The organism is Ensifer sp. GW101-20A05, assembly GCF_059424735.1.
In genome coordinates this window covers 582,578-597,937 of record NZ_JBWKZT010000001.1, presented here as the reverse complement: position 1 = coordinate 597,937, position 15,360 = coordinate 582,578, and the positions used below count along the sequence as shown (strand labels likewise).

The window sequence follows — 15,360 nt, the reverse complement described above, 5'->3', positions numbered from 1 at the left end:
ACCTGACCCATCGGGAGTACAGCATGTCCGATTTCGATCTCGTTCTGAAAGGCACCGTTGTTCTCCCTCACCGGATCGTCGAGGGCGGGCACGTGGCGGTTCGCGACGGCAAGGTGGTGCATGTCGGCCAGGGAGCGGGACCGGCGGCACGCGAGCGGCATGATCTCGGGAATGCGCTGATCCTGCCCGGCGCCGTGGATTCGCAGGTGCATTCGCTGTCGCAGAAGAACCAGGAGGATTTCATCTGGTCGACGCGTTCGGCGGCTGCCGGCGGCGTCACCACCATCGTCGACATGCCCTATGACGAGGGCAATCTCGTCTGCTCGGCTGAAGCCCTTCGCCGCAAGATCGACCATGCCGGTCCGCAGGCGCGTGTCGACTTCGCGCTTTATGGCACCGTCGACCCAGAGGAGGGGCCGGCACGCATCGGCGAAATGGTGGAGGCGGGTGTCGCCGCCTTCAAGTTCTCGACCTTCGGCACCGATCCCAAGCGCTTTCCGCGCATTCCGGCGGCGCTCCTTGAAGATTGCTTCCGCGCGATCGCGCCAACCGGGCTTGCCGCCGGCGTCCACAACGAGGACGACGAGGCGGTGCGCGCCGCGATCGATAAGGTCAAGGCGGCGGGCATCACCGACTACCGCGCCCACGGGCTGTCGCGCCCGCCGCTGACGGAACTGCTTGCCACCAACCAGATTTATGAGACCGGCGCTGCTACGGGCTGCCCCGCGCATGTGGTGCACTGCTCGCTCGGCCGTGGCTACGAGATTGCCGCCGCCTACCGCGCGCAAGGACATGCGGCGACGATCGAGTGCTGCATCCACTATCTGACGCTCGACGAGGAAAACGACGTCCGGCGCCTCGGCGGCAAGGCCAAGATCAATCCGCCGATCCGCCCGCGCGCCGAGGTGGAAAAGCTCTGGCGGCATGTGGCCGACGGTACGGTGACGATGGTCTCGACCGATCATGTGAGCTGGTCGGAGGATCGCAAGACCAATCCGGACATGCTGGCCAATGCCTCCGGCGTGCCGGGGCTCGAAGCCATGGTGCCGCTCTTCGTCAAGGGCGCGCTGGAGCGCGGAATTCCGCTGACTCGGGCAGCCGAACTGATGACGCTGAACCCGGCGCGGCATTTCCGCCTCGACCATCAGAAGGGCGCACTCGAAGCCGGCAAGGATGCCGATATCATCGTCATGACGCCCGAGCCCTTTGTCTATGATGCGGCGGCAAGCGGTCACAACGTCGTCGGCTGGTCGCCCTATAACGGCATCAGGTTGCCCTGGCGGGTAAGTGCCACGTATCTGCGCGGCAGGCTCGCCTTCGACGGTCGGCAGGTTCTGGCCGAACCCGGTGTCGGGCAGTTCGTGCGCCCGTTGCCGACGCTTGCGCTGCAGGAGGCGTAATGATCAAGACGGCCCATAACAAAGTCCCAGCCAACCTGCCGGTCAATGCCAGCCGCATCGCCGGCATCGTCAACGGTTTGGCCGGCATCACCGAGCTCGACCGGCCCTACACACGCCGCGCTTTCACGCCGCTGTTCCTCGAGGGCCGCGCCTTCCTCGACCGGCGCTTCCGCGCAGCCGGTCTCGAAACCCGGATCGACGCCGCCGGAAATCTGATCGGCCGGCGCAAGGGGCGCAAATCGGTGCTCGGCACGATCATGCTCGGCTCCCATTCCGACACGGTGCCGGATGGCGGACGTTTCGACGGTATCGCCGGCGTTGCGGCGGCGCTGGAAGTGGCGCGGGCGCTGACGGACAACGGCATCGAACTCGACCATGATCTGGAGATCGTCGATTTCCTGGCGGAGGAAGTGTCGATCTTCGGCGTCTCCTGTGCCGGCAGCCGTGGCATGGCGGGCGTTCTTCCGGATGGCTGGTTGAGCCGTACCCAGGGCGAACTCAGTTTGCGGCAGGGCATCGTCGAGGTCGGCGGCGACCCGTCGCGGCTTTCGGGTTCGAAGCGCTCCGACATCAAGGCTTTCCTTGAACTGCATATCGAGCAGGGGCCGGTGCTGGAAACCGGGCGGCTCGATGTTGGGGTCGTTACCGCCATCTCCGGCATCACCCGCATCGAGATCGTCGTCGAGGGGCAGGCGGATCACGCCGGCACGACGCCGATGGGGCATCGGCGCGATGCGCTGGTTGCCGCCTCGCGGCTCGTGCTGGAGATCGAGCGGCTGGCAACGGAGTTTTCGAAGGGCGAGGGCCATTTCACCGCAACGGTCGGCGAGTTCTCGATCGAGCCGAACGCCGCCAATGTGGTGCCCTCCAGGGTGCGGCTGCTGATCGATGCGCGCGCCGAGCTGCGGCCGCAAATGGAGCGGTTCCTGACCGAACTCGGCCCTCTTTGCCAGAGCGTTGCCGAAGCGTCGGGCGTGACGATCGCGCCTGCCAATGTGATTTCCGATAACCATCCGACGCCGGGCGACGCGCTGCTGCTTTCGACGCTCGAAGAAAGCTGCGATGCGATCGGCGCGAAGCATCGACGCATGGCGTCCGGGGCCGGGCATGACACCGCCTGGATGGGCCGGATCACCCGCTCGGCGATGATCTTCATACCGTGCCTCGGTGGGCGCTCGCATGCGCCGGAGGAATGGGCTGAGAACGACGACATCGCGCTTGGCGCCGCCGTGCTCTTCGATGCGGTGAAGAGGCTCGACAAGAGATTGCAGGAGAAGGTGTGAGATGGGCCGGATACTGAAGGAAAAGGACGTCGAGGCGGCGGTCAAGGGCGGTTCCGTCTATGCGGCGGGCGGTGGCGGCTGGGCCGACCATGGGCGCATGCTTGGCTACGCCGCGGTCTCGATCGGCAAGCCGGAGCTGGTCTCGATTGACGAGCTCGACGCCAATGACTGGGTGGCGACGGCAGCCGCCATCGGGGCGCCTGCCTCCACCACGCCCTGGGAGATGCGCGGCGTCGATTACGTCAAGGCCGTGCAGCTTTTGCAGGAGGCGCTCGGCGAGAAGCTCTCGGGCCTGATCATCGGCCAGAACGGCAAGTCCTCGACGCTGAACGGCTGGCTGCCTTCGGCGATCCTCGGCACCAAGGTGGTCGATGCCGTCGGCGACCTCCGCGCGCATCCGACCGGCGACATGGGGTCGATCGGCCTTGCCGGCTCGCCCGAACCAATGATCCAGACGGCCGTCGGCGGTAATCGCGACGAGAACCGCTATATCGAACTGGTGGTGCGCGGCGCCACCGCCAAGGTCTCGCCGATCCTGCGCACGGCCTCCGACATGTCCGGCGGCTTCATCGCCTCGTGCCGCAATCCGGTGCGTGCTTCCTATGTCCGGGACAATGCGGCGCTCGGCGGCATCTCGCTGGCGCTTGCGCTCGGCGAAGCGATCATTGCGGCCGAAGCCAAGGGCGGCAGCGCCATCATCGACGCGATCGTCAAAGCAACCAATGGCGCGATCCTCGCCGAAGGTACGATTACCGACAAATCGGTCGTCTATACCAAGGAAGCCTTCGATATCGGCACGGTCACGCTGGGGAAGGGCGCTGACTCGACGGTACTGCACGTGATGAACGAGTATATGGCGGTTGACTCTGCGGAAGGTCGGCGGCTTGCGACCTTCCCCGACGTCATCACCACGCTGTCACCGGAGGGCGAGCCCTTGAGCGTAGGCCAGCTTCAGGTGGGCATGAGGATCTTCGTGCTGCATGTGGCAAAGACGGTGATCCCGCTTTCGTCCAGCGTGCTCGACCCGACGGTTTATCCGTCTGTCGAAAAGGCGATGGGCATCGAGCTTGCCCGCTACGCGCTTTCGGGTCGGAGCTGACGGGAGAGAGCCATGGCACGCGATGCCGGGTTGGAAGAGCTGATCCGCGAGGAGCTCGGCGATCGCGCCGGGCTCTCGGAGAAGGCGATGTTCGGTGGCTGGGCCTATCTGCTGCATGGCAACCTGCTCCTTGGCGCACGCGAGGGTTCGCTGCTGGTGCGGCTCGGCAAGGGCAATGACGGCTGGGCGCTTGCGCTGCCCGATATCGAGCTGATGGTGATGAACGGACGCGCGATGCATGGCTGGGTGCGCGCGGGTGCGGATGCCTATGGCGACGATGCCTTGCGCCGGCGGCTGCTCGATGGGGCGATTGCCTTCGTCGAGACGCTGCCGCCGAAGTGAAGGTTGGTGGTCTGCCCGCCAATAAGTGTTGGCGGGGTTGCCCCTCACCCTAACCCTCTCCCCGCAGGCGGGGAGAGGGGACGTGGCCGCCATTCTCCGCAGTGCGTGTGGCACGCGGTGCGCCATTCACCGGCCGATCGTGGAAGGGGAAACGGCCGCGGTTCGCATTCGGCAACCGAGGCAAACGCAACGCCATCCCCTCTCCCCGCAAGCGGGGAGAGGGCTAGGGTGAGGGGCAGCGACTCCCGCCGACGTAAATGGGGGCAGCGACCTTCTGCCGACATGAATGAGAGGGGCAATCACCCCGCCGAGACAACAATGAGGAACAGGACAATGCCCAAGGCCAACCCCCGTCACCCTGGTTTCCCGATCCCTGGCGGGCCGGAGCTGCGCGCCAAGGGCTGGCGGCAGGAGGCGCTGCTGCGGCTGCTCGAAAATGTGCTCTCCGTCGGCGAGGATCCGGACAATCTCATCGTCTATGCCGCCCTCGGCAAGGCGGCGCGCAACTGGCCGGCGCATCGCGCCATCGTCAAGGCGCTCACCGAGATGGACGAAGACCAGACGCTCATCATCCAGTCGGGCAAGCCGGTGGGGCTGTTGAAGACCCATGCCAAGGCGCCGCTCGTCATCATGGCCAACTGCAACATCGTCGGCCAATGGGCGAAGGCCGAGGTGTTCTACGAATTGCAGCGCAAGGGGCTGATCTGCTGGGGCGGGCTGACGGCCGGCGCCTGGCAATATATCGGCAGCCAGGGGGTGATCCAGGGCACCTACGAGATTTTCATGCGCATCGCCGAGCGCCGATTCGGCGGCGATCTCTTCGGTCGTTTCGTGCTGACGGCGGGGCTCGGCGGCATGGGCGGGGCGCAGCCGCTAGCCGGCCGCATGGCGGGGGCTGCGATCCTCTGCGTTGACATTGATGCGGAGCGGGCGAAGAAGCGCCGGGAGATCGGCTATCTCCAGGAGATCGCGCCGGATCTCGATGCGGCGCTGGCGATGATCGACGCGGCCGTGAAGGAGAAGCGCGCGCTTTCCGTCGGCCTCGTCGGCAATGCGGCGGAAATCTACCCGGAAATCGCACGGCGCGGCATCGTGCCCGACGTGGTGACCGACCAGACCTCGGCGCATGATCTCGTCTACGGCTACGTGCCGAAGGGCATGAGCCTCGACCAGGTGAAGTCGCTGCGCGATGACGGCCAGGGGCAATTGATGGCGGCAAGCCGTGCCTCGATCGTCGAACACGTCAAGGCGATGCTCGACTTCCAGAAAAAGGGCTCGGAAGTCTTCGACAACGGCAACCTGATCCGCACCCAGGCCCGCGAGGGCGGCGTTGCCAATGCCTTCGACATTCCGATCTTCACCGAAGCCTATCTCAGGCCGCTTTTTGCCCGCGCCATCGGGCCGTTCCGCTGGATGGCGCTGTCAGGCGAGGAGAGCGACATCGCCCGCATCGACGACCTTTTGCTGGAGATGTTCCCGGACAACAAGATCATCACCAACTGGATCAAGCTCGCACGTCAGCATATCCCCTTCGAGGGCCTGCCGGCCCGCATCGCCTGGCTCGGCCATGGCGAGCGCACGGCACTGGCGCGGCGCGTCAACGAGCTGGTCGCATCCGGCGAACTCAAGGGACCGATCGCGTTCTCGCGCGACCATCTCGATGCCGGCGCCATGGCGCACCCGAACATCATGACCGAGCGGATGAAGGACGGATCGGACGCGATCGCCGACTGGCCCTTGCTCGACGCCATGCTGCTCTGCTCGTCGATGGCCGATCTCGTCGTCGTGCATTCCGGCGGCGGCGGCTATGCCGGCTATATGACCAGCTGCGGCGTGACCGTCGTTGCCGACGGCACGGCTGAGGCCGACGAGCGGCTCGACCATGCGCTCACCAATGATACCGCTCTCGGTGTCATCCGCTATGCCGATGCCGGCTACGACGAGAGTTTCGAGGAGATTGCTGCCAAGGGCATCGGGCATGTGAAGGTGTGAGACGAGGCGTGAGAGGTTTCCCGAGTGGAGCCTCAATAAATCCTTGATTCGAGCCGTTTTAATCTGTGCGCCTGGTGATTGCGAGTGCATGAAGCAAAAACATGAAATGTAGAAATAGTGCGGAAAAAGTAGATGTAGCGATATTTGAAACTGTCTTGTGAAGGCCGAGCATAGTAAACTGGCCTTTGTCAACAAGAATTCCGTCAGAGTCTGCAATAGATACCGCCGGCGATCCGGATCCAAAATAATATATATTATAGAAAACAAATGCTATAATAGAATTTACGAATATCATGTCTGAGATCATCAATGATCTAAAAAGAGTATAATTAGATATTGAACCAGAGATGTTGTTAATAAGTTCAACTATGGCAAATATTATCGCTAGCCAAGCGGTGAGAAGTGCGGACCTCAAGAATATTCCAAATATAATTGGCATTGCCATGTGTTGAGAAAAATAAACAATACCAGCGTCAATGATAAATGCCATAAATAGTACAAATATTATGCATAGAAATCTGATGAATAAGATAGTTGAGGTGCGCTGCATATTCCATCCAGGTGGAAACTACGCTCATAATGCGAGTTTTTTCACTTTATTTCAGGGGTGCCCGAGCCTCAGAAATACCGCCTGCCATTCGCCAGTCACCATCTGCAGAAGTACAGTCGTGTCCGACTTAAATGATTATCGCGAGAATGGAGACGGCTCCAATTATCAGAAAGGACGTTAAGAGGCGCTTATTTCCCCTTTTCTTGATGTTCCTAATGAGCACTTCAAAATTAGTTCCGTCAATGGTCTGGCTGACGGATTTATGGCGAGACGCGTTGAGCCCCGCACTAAACGGCCATCTCGCCTCCATCCATCATCAGGAACCGGACGGGCACGTACTATCTACGCCTTGGTGCAAGGCGTGGCGCGCGGTACAATGCGCTCCCTGCGGCTCTGGGGGGCACCGATGACATCGAGCTTCAATGTGCAGAGTGCGACCGGCTATGAACAGTTGATGGGGCGGTGGAGCCGGCAGCTGGCGCCGCCCTTCATCGATTTTGCCGGCATTGCCGACGGCGAACGGGTGCTGGACGTCGGCTGCGGCACCGGGAGCCTGACCTTTGCGCTGCCGCACGCGGCCGATCTCAGCGAGATTACCGCGATCGATTTTTCCCCCGTCTTCGTCGAAGCGGCGATTAAGGCCAACACCGATCCGAGGATCAAGATTCAGCAGGCCGATGCCTGCGCGCTTCCCTTTGCCGATGCTTCTTTCGACCGGGCGCTGGCGCTGCTGGTGCTGCATTTCGTTCCAGAGGCGGGAAAGGCGGTTGCCGAGATGCGCCGGGTCACGCGGCCGGGCGGCGTGGTCGCCGCCGTGGTCTGGGATCACCTTGGCGGCATGCCGGGCATGCGCATGGTGCTCGATACGGCGGCGATGCTCGATGAGAATGCGGAACAAATACGCAGCCGATATTGCTTCCAGCCGATGATGCGGCCGGGTGAGATGATGCAGAGCTTTGCCGCGCATGGCCTTGAAAAGGTCGAGCAGACGTCGCTGATGATCCGCATGGACTATCAGTCGTTCGAGGATTTCTGGCAGCCGATCGCGGCGGGCGAGGGACCCTTGGGCAAATATGTTGGCTCGCTGGATCAGGGACTGCGGGCAAAGGTCGACGCGGCAGTACGCGCGGCCTATGAGGCCGGCCAGCCTGACGGCCCACGGTCCTTTGCGGCGGTGGCTTGGGCATGCCGGGGGACGGTTCCGGAGGCTTGATAAGGTCGCCAACCTCATCCCTGTGCTCGTCACAGGGATCCAGCAGCGGCGCGTCGGTGGCGCGAAAGGCACCTTCGATCCGGCGTTCTCAAAAGTCATTCACGGCGCGGACGCGCCGTGGCTGGATTTCTGTGACAAGCACAGAAATGAGGGAGGATAGGAGACGCGCCTAACCAGCCCAGTTGTCCGTGGCTTTGTTGCGCCAGAAATGAAGGAAGTGCGGTGTCGCCGCCGCACTTCGAAACCTAAAGGGGACGCGACGTCAACGTCCGGTCTTCACACCACCGTCTCGCCGCCATCCACCACCAGGATCTGGCCGGTCATGTAGGAGGAGCGGTCGGAGACGAGGAAGAGGATCGACTCGGCGATCTCGTCGACACTTGCCCAGCGGCCGAGCGGCACCTTTTCGCGGATATAGGATTCGATCGCGCCGCGCCCGCCCATCTGGGCGATGAAGGGCTCGTTGAAGGGCGTGTCGACCCAGCCGGGGCAGAGCGCGTTGACCCGGATGCCGTGGCGTGCGTAGTCGCCGGCCATCTGCTTGGTCATGGCGATGACGGCGTGTTTGGTGGTGGTGTAGGCGATCATCTCGCGATCATAGAGCACGCCTGAGGAGGACGAGGTATTGACGATGACGCCGCGGCCGGCCGCCCTCATCGACGGCACGACGAGGCGTGCGGCCATGAAATGGGCGCGGACGTTGAGGTTCCAGGAACGGTCGAAGCCCGAAATCTCGACCTCTTCGAGATCGCCCGCCACTTGAGCGCCGGCATGGTTGTGCAGAATGTCGATGCTGCCGTGGCGATAGAGGATATCGGCGATACCATCGCTGAGCGCTGCGTCGTCGGTGACGTCGATCGCCAGCGCCTCGGCGCTGCCGCCCTTGGCGGCGATCGCCGCGACGGCGGTGCTGGCAGCCGCAAGGCTGCGGTCGACGACGACGACATGGGCGCCCTCGCGCGCCATGATGGCAGCACCCGCCTGACCGATCCCGGAGCCGGCTCCGGTCACGATCGCGACCCGGTCTTTCAGGATCATGGTTTCACTCCCCGGATTTTGTTTTCTTCTCTCGCATCAGGATGCGGGCGGTCAGGATCAGAAGCAGCGAGGCGACAAGCACCAGCGTCGCGATCGCGTTGATCTCGGGCGTCACGCCGCGGCGGATCGAGGCGAAGACGTAGATCGGTAGCGTGGTTTTCGAGCCCGCGACGAAGAAGGCGATGATGAAATCGTCGAAGGAGAAGGTGAAGGCCAGAAGAAAGCCGGCGAGGATCGACGGCAGGATCTGCGGCAGCACGATCAGCCGGAAGGTCGTGAGCGGTGTCGCGTAAAGGTCGCTCGAAGCCTCGACGATATCGCGGCCGAGGCTGGCGATGCGGGCCTTCACGATCATCGTCACCAGCGCCATCGAGAACAGGCCGTGGGCGGCGATGATCGAGCCGTAGCCGAGGCCGAGCTGCGGCGGCTGATCGCCCGGCCAGATGGTGGCGAGCGCCGGATTGATGAAGGAGAAGACGGCGACCAACGCCACCAGCGTCGCGATGCCGATGACGACGCCGGGCACGACGATTGCCGCTGCAAAGAGCGCATCGAAGATCGCCCGGTTGCGCGGCGCCAGCCGCTCCATGCCAAGGGCCGCCATGGTGCCGAAGATCGCCGCAAGCGTGGCGCTGGTGAAGGCGATTAGCAGGCTGTTCTGCAAGGCCGAGACCAGGAAGGTGTTGCCCAGCGCCTTGCCGTACCAGGCGGTCGAAAACCCGGTGAACTCGCTGGCGTTACGCCCGGCGTTGAAGGAGAACAAGACGACGAGCGCGATCGGCGCGTAGAGGAAGAGATAGACGGAAGAGATAAAGGCGCGCATCAGACGAGATCCACCTGTCTTGTGCCGGCAACGCGGAAGGCAATGCGCATCGCCACCATCAGGATCACCACGACAACGGCAACGAGGGTGACGGCGATCGCCGAGCCGAAGGGCCAGTTGCGCGATTGCAGGAAGAGATCGACCAGTGCATTGCCGATGAAGAACACTTTGCCGCCGCCCAAGAGCTGCGGGATCAGGTATTCGCCAAGAAGCAGGATGGTCACCAGCGCGACACCGGTCATCACCCCTGGTAGCGACAAAGGCAGGGTGACGCCGAAGAAGGTCGAGACCGGCTTGGCGCCGAGATCGGCGGAGGCTTCGAGCAGCCGGCGGTCGAGTTTTTCGAGGCTCACATAAATCGGCATGATCATTAGCGGCAGGTAGCCGTAGACGATGCCGAGCAGCACGGCCCCGGGCGTGTTGAGCATCCTCACGTCCTCGATGCCGATCATCGACAAAAGGTTCGGGATGCCGCGCGAGCCAAGGATGTACATCCAGGCATAGGTGCGCACGAGCAGGCTGGTCCAGAAGGGTACGACCACCAGCGATACGAGGATCAGCCGGTAGCGCGGGTTCGCCTTGACCGCGAGATAATAGGCGACCGGATAGGCGATCAGCAGGCAGGCGAGCGCGCCGATCGGCGCGAGAACGAGCGTGTTCCAGAAGGCCGCCGCACGTGTCGGCAGGTTGGCGAACTGGGCAAAGGTGAAGGCCGCCTGATAGCCGCCTTCCGGTGCGCGTTCGCCGAAAGCGAAGACCAGCATGGCGATGAATGGCAGCACGAGGAAGATCATCAGCCAAGCCGCCGCCGGCGCCACCAGCGCCGCCGTCACCAGGTTTCTCTTCGTGTTCGTTGCCGCGGGCATAAAGTTCATCCGTTCGAGTTTCAGTCGTGTTTCGGTCTGCTTGGCGCGGTGAGGGAAAATGCCCCTCTTCTGCACACAGTGGGTAAGCGCCCCTCATCCGGCCTGCCGGCCACCTTCTCCCCGCTTTCGGGGCGAAGGACACTCGTGGCCCTCGCTTGGTCCCTCTCTTCCGACAGAAGCAAGAGGGCAGGGAGCTCGCCGCTTGTTCCTTCTCCCAGCAAGCGGGCAGGCGGATGAGGGGCAATTTCCAGGTTCAAGCCGACTTGAAGCGCGCCATCAGCTCTGCGCGGCCGGGGTCGGTCAGCGTCACGGCGGCGCCGAATTCGAGCGGGGTCAGCGATGCCTCGTCCGGATAGACGATCTTGTTGCCGGTCACGTCGGCCGGCAGCAGCTTCAGCACGCGGCTGTCGGTGGTTGGTGCGCCGTTGGCGATGTGCTCCTTCATGGCGTTTTCCGGCGCCATCAGATAGTTCAGCAGGGCATAGCCAGCGGCCTTGTTGGCGGCACTCTTCGGGATCGCGTAGAAATCCGACCAGATTTCACCACCGTCCTTGCCGAGCACGAACTGGATTTCCGGCATGTCGCGGTTGAGCTGGGCGCCGTCATTGGTCCAGCACATGGTCATCCAGGCATCGGTCGCGCGCATCGACGGCTGGTAGTCGCTGTTGATGGCGTAGAGATGCGGCTTCACCTTGATCAGCAGCTCCTCGGCCTTGGCTAGTTCGTCCGGCTTGATCGAGTTGAAGGAAAACCCAAGCGATACCAGCGCATTGCCGATGGTGGTGAGCTGGTAGTCGTGGACCATGGCGCGGCCGTCGGCCTCGGTCATGGCGATCTCGAAGAAGTCCTTCCAGCTGGTCACCGGCGTCTTGATCTTTCCGGAGTTGAGCGCGATGCCGGTTGTGCCCCAGTTCTTCGGCACGGCATAGGTCTTGCCGTCGACGACGCCTTCGTTTGTGAAGCGCGCCGTCTCGGTCGAGGCGTCGTAATTCGGCAGCTTCGACAGATCGAGCTCGTCGATGAGGCCGAGCTTCACATAGGTGGAGATCGTGTAGTTGGTGGGAACGAAGAGGTCCCAACCGGTGCCGCCGGCCTGGAGCTTCGCCAGCATTTCCTCGTTGGAGCCGAAGACATTGACCTCGACGGCAACGCCGGTTGCCGCCTGGAAGGCCTCGAACGTCGCGGGGTCATGGTAGTTCGGCCAGGTGGCGATCGACATCTGCGTGCCGAGATCGCCGGCGAAGGCGGTGGAATTGAAGAGGCCCGGCTGGCGCGCGAGAACTGCGGTCGCAAGCCCGAGGCCGGTGACGCCGAGGAAGTGGCGGCGCGTAACCGAGCCGCGCTTCAGGCGCATCAGTTCGTCCGAGAGCTGATCGGCGGTGATAGGGGCATTTTCTCTGTACCATTTGCTCATGACGCTGTTCCCTTTATCGTTTGACGTTCATGCGTAGGCGGCAGAACCGGCTTGGTGAGGCCGGGAGAGTTCAGGCTGGAAAGACGTGCAGCGCGTTCGGATCGAAGGCGAGGCCGACCTTTTCGCCGGGCTCCACCAGTTCGCTGTCGCCGAGCGTGCGACGGTCGGCCGTCACCAGGAAATCGCCGAGCCCGTCGACCGCGACGGAGTATTCGACGGCTGAGCCCAAAAAGATCCGGTGAGTGACGGTGCCGGCAAGCGCGTCTGCGCTGGCGGCGCCGTTGCGCGTCAGGCGGATCGCTTCGGGCCTGAGCGCCACCGTTGCCGCACCCTTCGTTCCATTGACGGCAGGGGTGGCGAAGCGGGCGCCGTTGGCAAGGACAAGCGACGAGGCGCCGTCGACGGTCGCATCGATGCGGTTGGTCTTGCCGACGAAATCGGCGACGAAGAGGCTTGCGGGACGATCGTAGATCTCCTGCGGCGGGCCGACCTGGACGATGCGGCCGGCATTCATGACGCAGACAAAATCGCTCATCGACAGCGCTTCTTCCTGATCGTGGGTGACGAGCACGAAGGTGATGCCGAGCTCGCGCTGCAGCGTCTGCAGCTCGATCTGCATGGCGGTGCGCAACTTCTTGTCGAGGGCCGCCAGCGGCTCGTCGAGCAAAAGCACCTTCGGCTTGTTGACGATGGCGCGGGCAAGCGCCACGCGCTGCTGCTGGCCGCCGGACATTTCATGGATGCGGCGTTTGCCGAAGCCGCCGAGCCGCACCATTTCCAGCGCCTCCTGGGCGCGGCGCGAAATCTCGGCGCCGGCGATGCGCGGCCGCATCTGCCTCAGGCCGTAAGAGACGTTCTGCTCGACGTCGAGATGGGGAAACAGCGCATAGTGCTGGAACACCATGTTGACCGGGCGCCTGTAGGCGGCAACGCCGTTCATCGGCTCGCCGCTGATGAAGACCGTGCCCTCGCTCGGCTGCTCGAAGCCGCCGATCATGCGCAGGCAGGTGGTCTTGCCGCAGCCGGAAGGCCCGAGAAGCGCCATGAAGGCGCCACGCGGCACCTCGAGATTAATGTCCGATACGGCCGTCACGGCGCCATAACGTTTGGCAACCGAACGGAATTCGATGTCGTTCGTCGAAGCGGATGTCACGTCTGTTCCCTGCGGTTGTTTTCGGATGCAGCCAGGAATCTCCCGTCCTGGCACTCCACCGTCATTGATATGCAGCCTAGTCAGCGCGCACCCTGCCGGTATATACCCCGAGAGAGGTATTTCAACGCGGAATGCTCTGTGTGAGGAGTATACCCCGGAGCAGGAAATATCGGCCGGGAGGGCGGTTTGAGCGTCGATCTCGAGGGGCTTTTTCAGGTCATGGCACCGTTGGTGGCAGGTCCTGCGCTAGACGACGAGGCGGTCGGCACCGCCTATCGGCGGCTGATGTCGACGCTGATGACCTTCGACTATGTGGTCGTCTTTGCCTATCGCGCCAAGGAACGGCCGATCGATCTCTTCAGCACCTTCAACGCTAGGGATCACGTCCTCTTCGTCAGCCTCTACCAGGCGGGGCCCTATCTGCTCGACCCGTTCTACCATGCGGCGTCACAGGGCAAGCCGGGCATCTGGCGGATGCGGGAACTGGCGCCTGACCGGTTTTTCTCCTCGGAATATTATCGCACCTACTATGTGCAGACCGGGCTTGCGGAGGAAGTCGGCTTCTTCGTGCCGGTCGACGAGCAGATCACCGTCGTGCTGTCGCTGATGCGGCGCGAGGCGACGGGGCCGTTCAGCGCCGCGGAATTCGCCCTGTTGAAGAAGGTCGAGCCGCTGGTGTCGGCGCTGGTGCGCCATCATTGGGCGGGTCTCGGCCGCCGCTTCGATGCGGCGCTGGCGAAAACCGGCCGCAGCCGCCGCAAGGCGACCCACCCGCCGGCCGATGGCGTCTGGCAGCATCTCAATCTGACGGACCGCGAAGCCTCGATCATCGAGCTGGTGCTGCAGGGCCATTCGTCGGAATCGATCGGCCTCAGGCTCGGCATCTCCACCGGTACGGTCAAGGTTCACCGCCGGAACGTCTACCGCAAGCTCGGCATTTCCTCGCAGACGCAATTGCTGTCGCTGTATCTGAGAAACCTCGGGCAGTAAGCCGTGTAGGCGCCGCCCATCACTGCATGCCCGCCCGTAGCGGCGCCCCGACGGCGCGCCGCGCCGGTCGATGCCGGCTCTCCCAATCCCATTCCTCCACAAACGTGATCGATCGCGCGGCTGATCGCTATTGACATTTTTTGCACGCCATGAAATTTCTTTCATTAACGGATAAAAATATCACGCGGTGCAAAATTTATCATGCAACGCAACAAGGACCGGGTGGAGACAATGACGATTGGCGGGACAGGTATTCGTGACGACGAGACCAGCATGGCGACGCGGGCGGCCTGGCTGCACTATGCCGGCGGACTGACGCAGGCGGAGGTCGCCAAGCGACTCGGCCTTACATCGCTCAAAGCCCACCGGCTGATCATGAAGGCCAACCAGGAAGGGCTGGTGAAGGTCTATATCGACGGCGAAGTCTCCGAATGCGTCGAACTCGAGCAGGCGCTTTCGGCCCGCTTTGGCCTCGACTATTGCGAGGTGGTGCCGGACTTCGATTCCGACGATCTGCCCCTGAAGGCGCTCGGCATTTCCGGCGCGCAGTTCCTGAAGCGCGAGATCGAGCGCGGCGAGACGGCACTGGTCGGCGTCGGCCACGGCCGCACGCTTGCCGCGTGCGTCGAATATCTGCCGCGCATGGCAAGCGGCAACACCCGCTTCGTGTCGCTGCTCGGCGGGCTCACCCGCAAGTTCTCGGCCAACCCGCATGACGTGATCCACCGGCTCGCCGAGCGCACCGGTGCGGAGGCCTATGTCATGCCGGTGCCGTTCTTCGCCAACACGGTCGAGGATCGCGACGTGCTCTTCAGCCAGCGCGGCGTGCGTGAGGTCTTCGATCTCGCCAAGACCGCGGATCTCTTGATGGTCGGCATCGGCACCGTCGAGCGCGAGGCATCGCTGGTCTCGACCGGCATGATCGAGATGAGCGAGATCGAGGAAATCCAGAAGGGCGGGGCCATGGGCGAATTGCTCGGCCACTTCTTCGACAAGGACGGCGCACCAGTCGAAACAGCGTTGTCCGACCGGACCTTCACGCTCAGCCGCGAGGACCTGAAGAACCGCCGCACGGTTGCTGTGGCCGGCGGCAAGATCAAGGAGCCGGCCATTCGCGCCGTGCTCGCAAGTGGACACTTAAGCGGCCTTATCACCGACGAGCGGACGGCACGGGCGCTTGCGGCCGAAAGCGCATGA

13 protein-coding genes are annotated in these 15,360 nt (G+C 63.2%); 8 read left to right on the top strand and 5 right to left on the bottom strand.

Going from position 1 to position 15,360, the window contains the following annotated elements; translation table 11 throughout:
• Positions 1–23: 23 nt before the first annotated feature.
• From ertD to AC070A_RS03020, 6 genes are all read left to right on the top strand, one after another.
• Positions 24–1,400 carry a hydantoin-5-propionate amidohydrolase gene (ertD, locus tag AC070A_RS03045; protein ID WP_492384685.1) on the top strand — a complete coding sequence of 459 codons (1,377 nt, stop codon included), beginning with the start codon at positions 24–26 and terminating at the stop codon, positions 1,398–1,400.
• Complete coding sequence (locus AC070A_RS03040; RefSeq protein WP_492384684.1) at positions 1,400–2,683, top strand: Zn-dependent hydrolase; 1,284 nt, start codon at positions 1,400–1,402, stop codon at positions 2,681–2,683. Before ertD ends, AC070A_RS03040 begins: the two co-directional genes overlap by 1 nt.
• Position 2,684: 1 nt before the next feature.
• On the top strand, positions 2,685–3,782 hold the full coding sequence (ertC, locus tag AC070A_RS03035) for a thiohydantoin desulfurase (RefSeq protein ID WP_113737748.1): 1,098 nt from the start codon (positions 2,685–2,687) through the stop codon (positions 3,780–3,782).
• Positions 3,783–3,794: 12 nt separating this feature from the next.
• Positions 3,795–4,124, top strand: coding sequence for a TfoX/Sxy family protein (locus AC070A_RS03030; RefSeq protein ID WP_058321830.1), 330 nt, complete (start codon positions 3,795–3,797; stop codon positions 4,122–4,124).
• 333 nt (positions 4,125–4,457) lie between these two features.
• Entirely contained in the window at positions 4,458–6,116 is a 1,659-nt protein-coding gene (ertB, locus tag AC070A_RS03025) for a thiourocanate hydratase (protein ID WP_112994756.1), read from the top strand.
• A 956-nt stretch (positions 6,117–7,072) separates the two neighbouring features.
• On the top strand, positions 7,073–7,879 hold the full coding sequence (locus tag AC070A_RS03020; protein ID WP_093234423.1) for a class I SAM-dependent methyltransferase: 807 nt from the start codon (positions 7,073–7,075) through the stop codon (positions 7,877–7,879).
• 276 nt (positions 7,880–8,155) lie between these two features.
• On the opposite strand, the gene AC070A_RS03015 is transcribed toward AC070A_RS03020, so the two are convergent.
• The 5 genes from AC070A_RS03015 to AC070A_RS02995 form a co-directional block, all read right to left on the bottom strand.
• Positions 8,156–8,917: an SDR family NAD(P)-dependent oxidoreductase gene (locus tag AC070A_RS03015; protein WP_112994758.1), complete on the bottom strand. Its 762-nt coding sequence runs from the start codon at positions 8,915–8,917 to the stop codon at positions 8,156–8,158.
• 4 nt (positions 8,918–8,921) lie between these two features.
• A complete protein-coding gene (locus tag AC070A_RS03010) occupies positions 8,922–9,740 on the bottom strand; it encodes an ABC transporter permease (RefSeq protein WP_057253338.1) in 819 nt (272 codons plus the stop codon).
• Entirely contained in the window at positions 9,740–10,606 is an 867-nt protein-coding gene (locus AC070A_RS03005; RefSeq protein ID WP_058321833.1) for an ABC transporter permease, read from the bottom strand. Before AC070A_RS03005 ends, AC070A_RS03010 begins: the two co-directional genes overlap by 1 nt.
• Positions 10,607–10,859: 253 nt before the next feature.
• Complete coding sequence (locus tag AC070A_RS03000; protein WP_058326781.1) at positions 10,860–12,020, bottom strand: polyamine ABC transporter substrate-binding protein; 1,161 nt, start codon at positions 12,018–12,020, stop codon at positions 10,860–10,862.
• A 70-nt stretch (positions 12,021–12,090) separates the two neighbouring features.
• Entirely contained in the window at positions 12,091–13,173 is a 1,083-nt protein-coding gene (locus tag AC070A_RS02995) for an ABC transporter ATP-binding protein (RefSeq protein WP_112994759.1), read from the bottom strand.
• A 219-nt stretch (positions 13,174–13,392) separates the two neighbouring features.
• On the opposite strand from AC070A_RS02995, the gene AC070A_RS02990 reads away from it, so the two are divergent.
• Both AC070A_RS02990 and AC070A_RS02985 read left to right on the top strand, forming a co-directional pair.
• A complete protein-coding gene (locus tag AC070A_RS02990; RefSeq protein ID WP_375374107.1) occupies positions 13,393–14,163 on the top strand; it encodes a helix-turn-helix transcriptional regulator in 771 nt (256 codons plus the stop codon).
• 231 nt (positions 14,164–14,394) lie between these two features.
• Positions 14,395–15,360: a sugar-binding transcriptional regulator gene (locus tag AC070A_RS02985; protein ID WP_162733647.1), complete on the top strand. Its 966-nt coding sequence runs from the start codon at positions 14,395–14,397 to the stop codon at positions 15,358–15,360.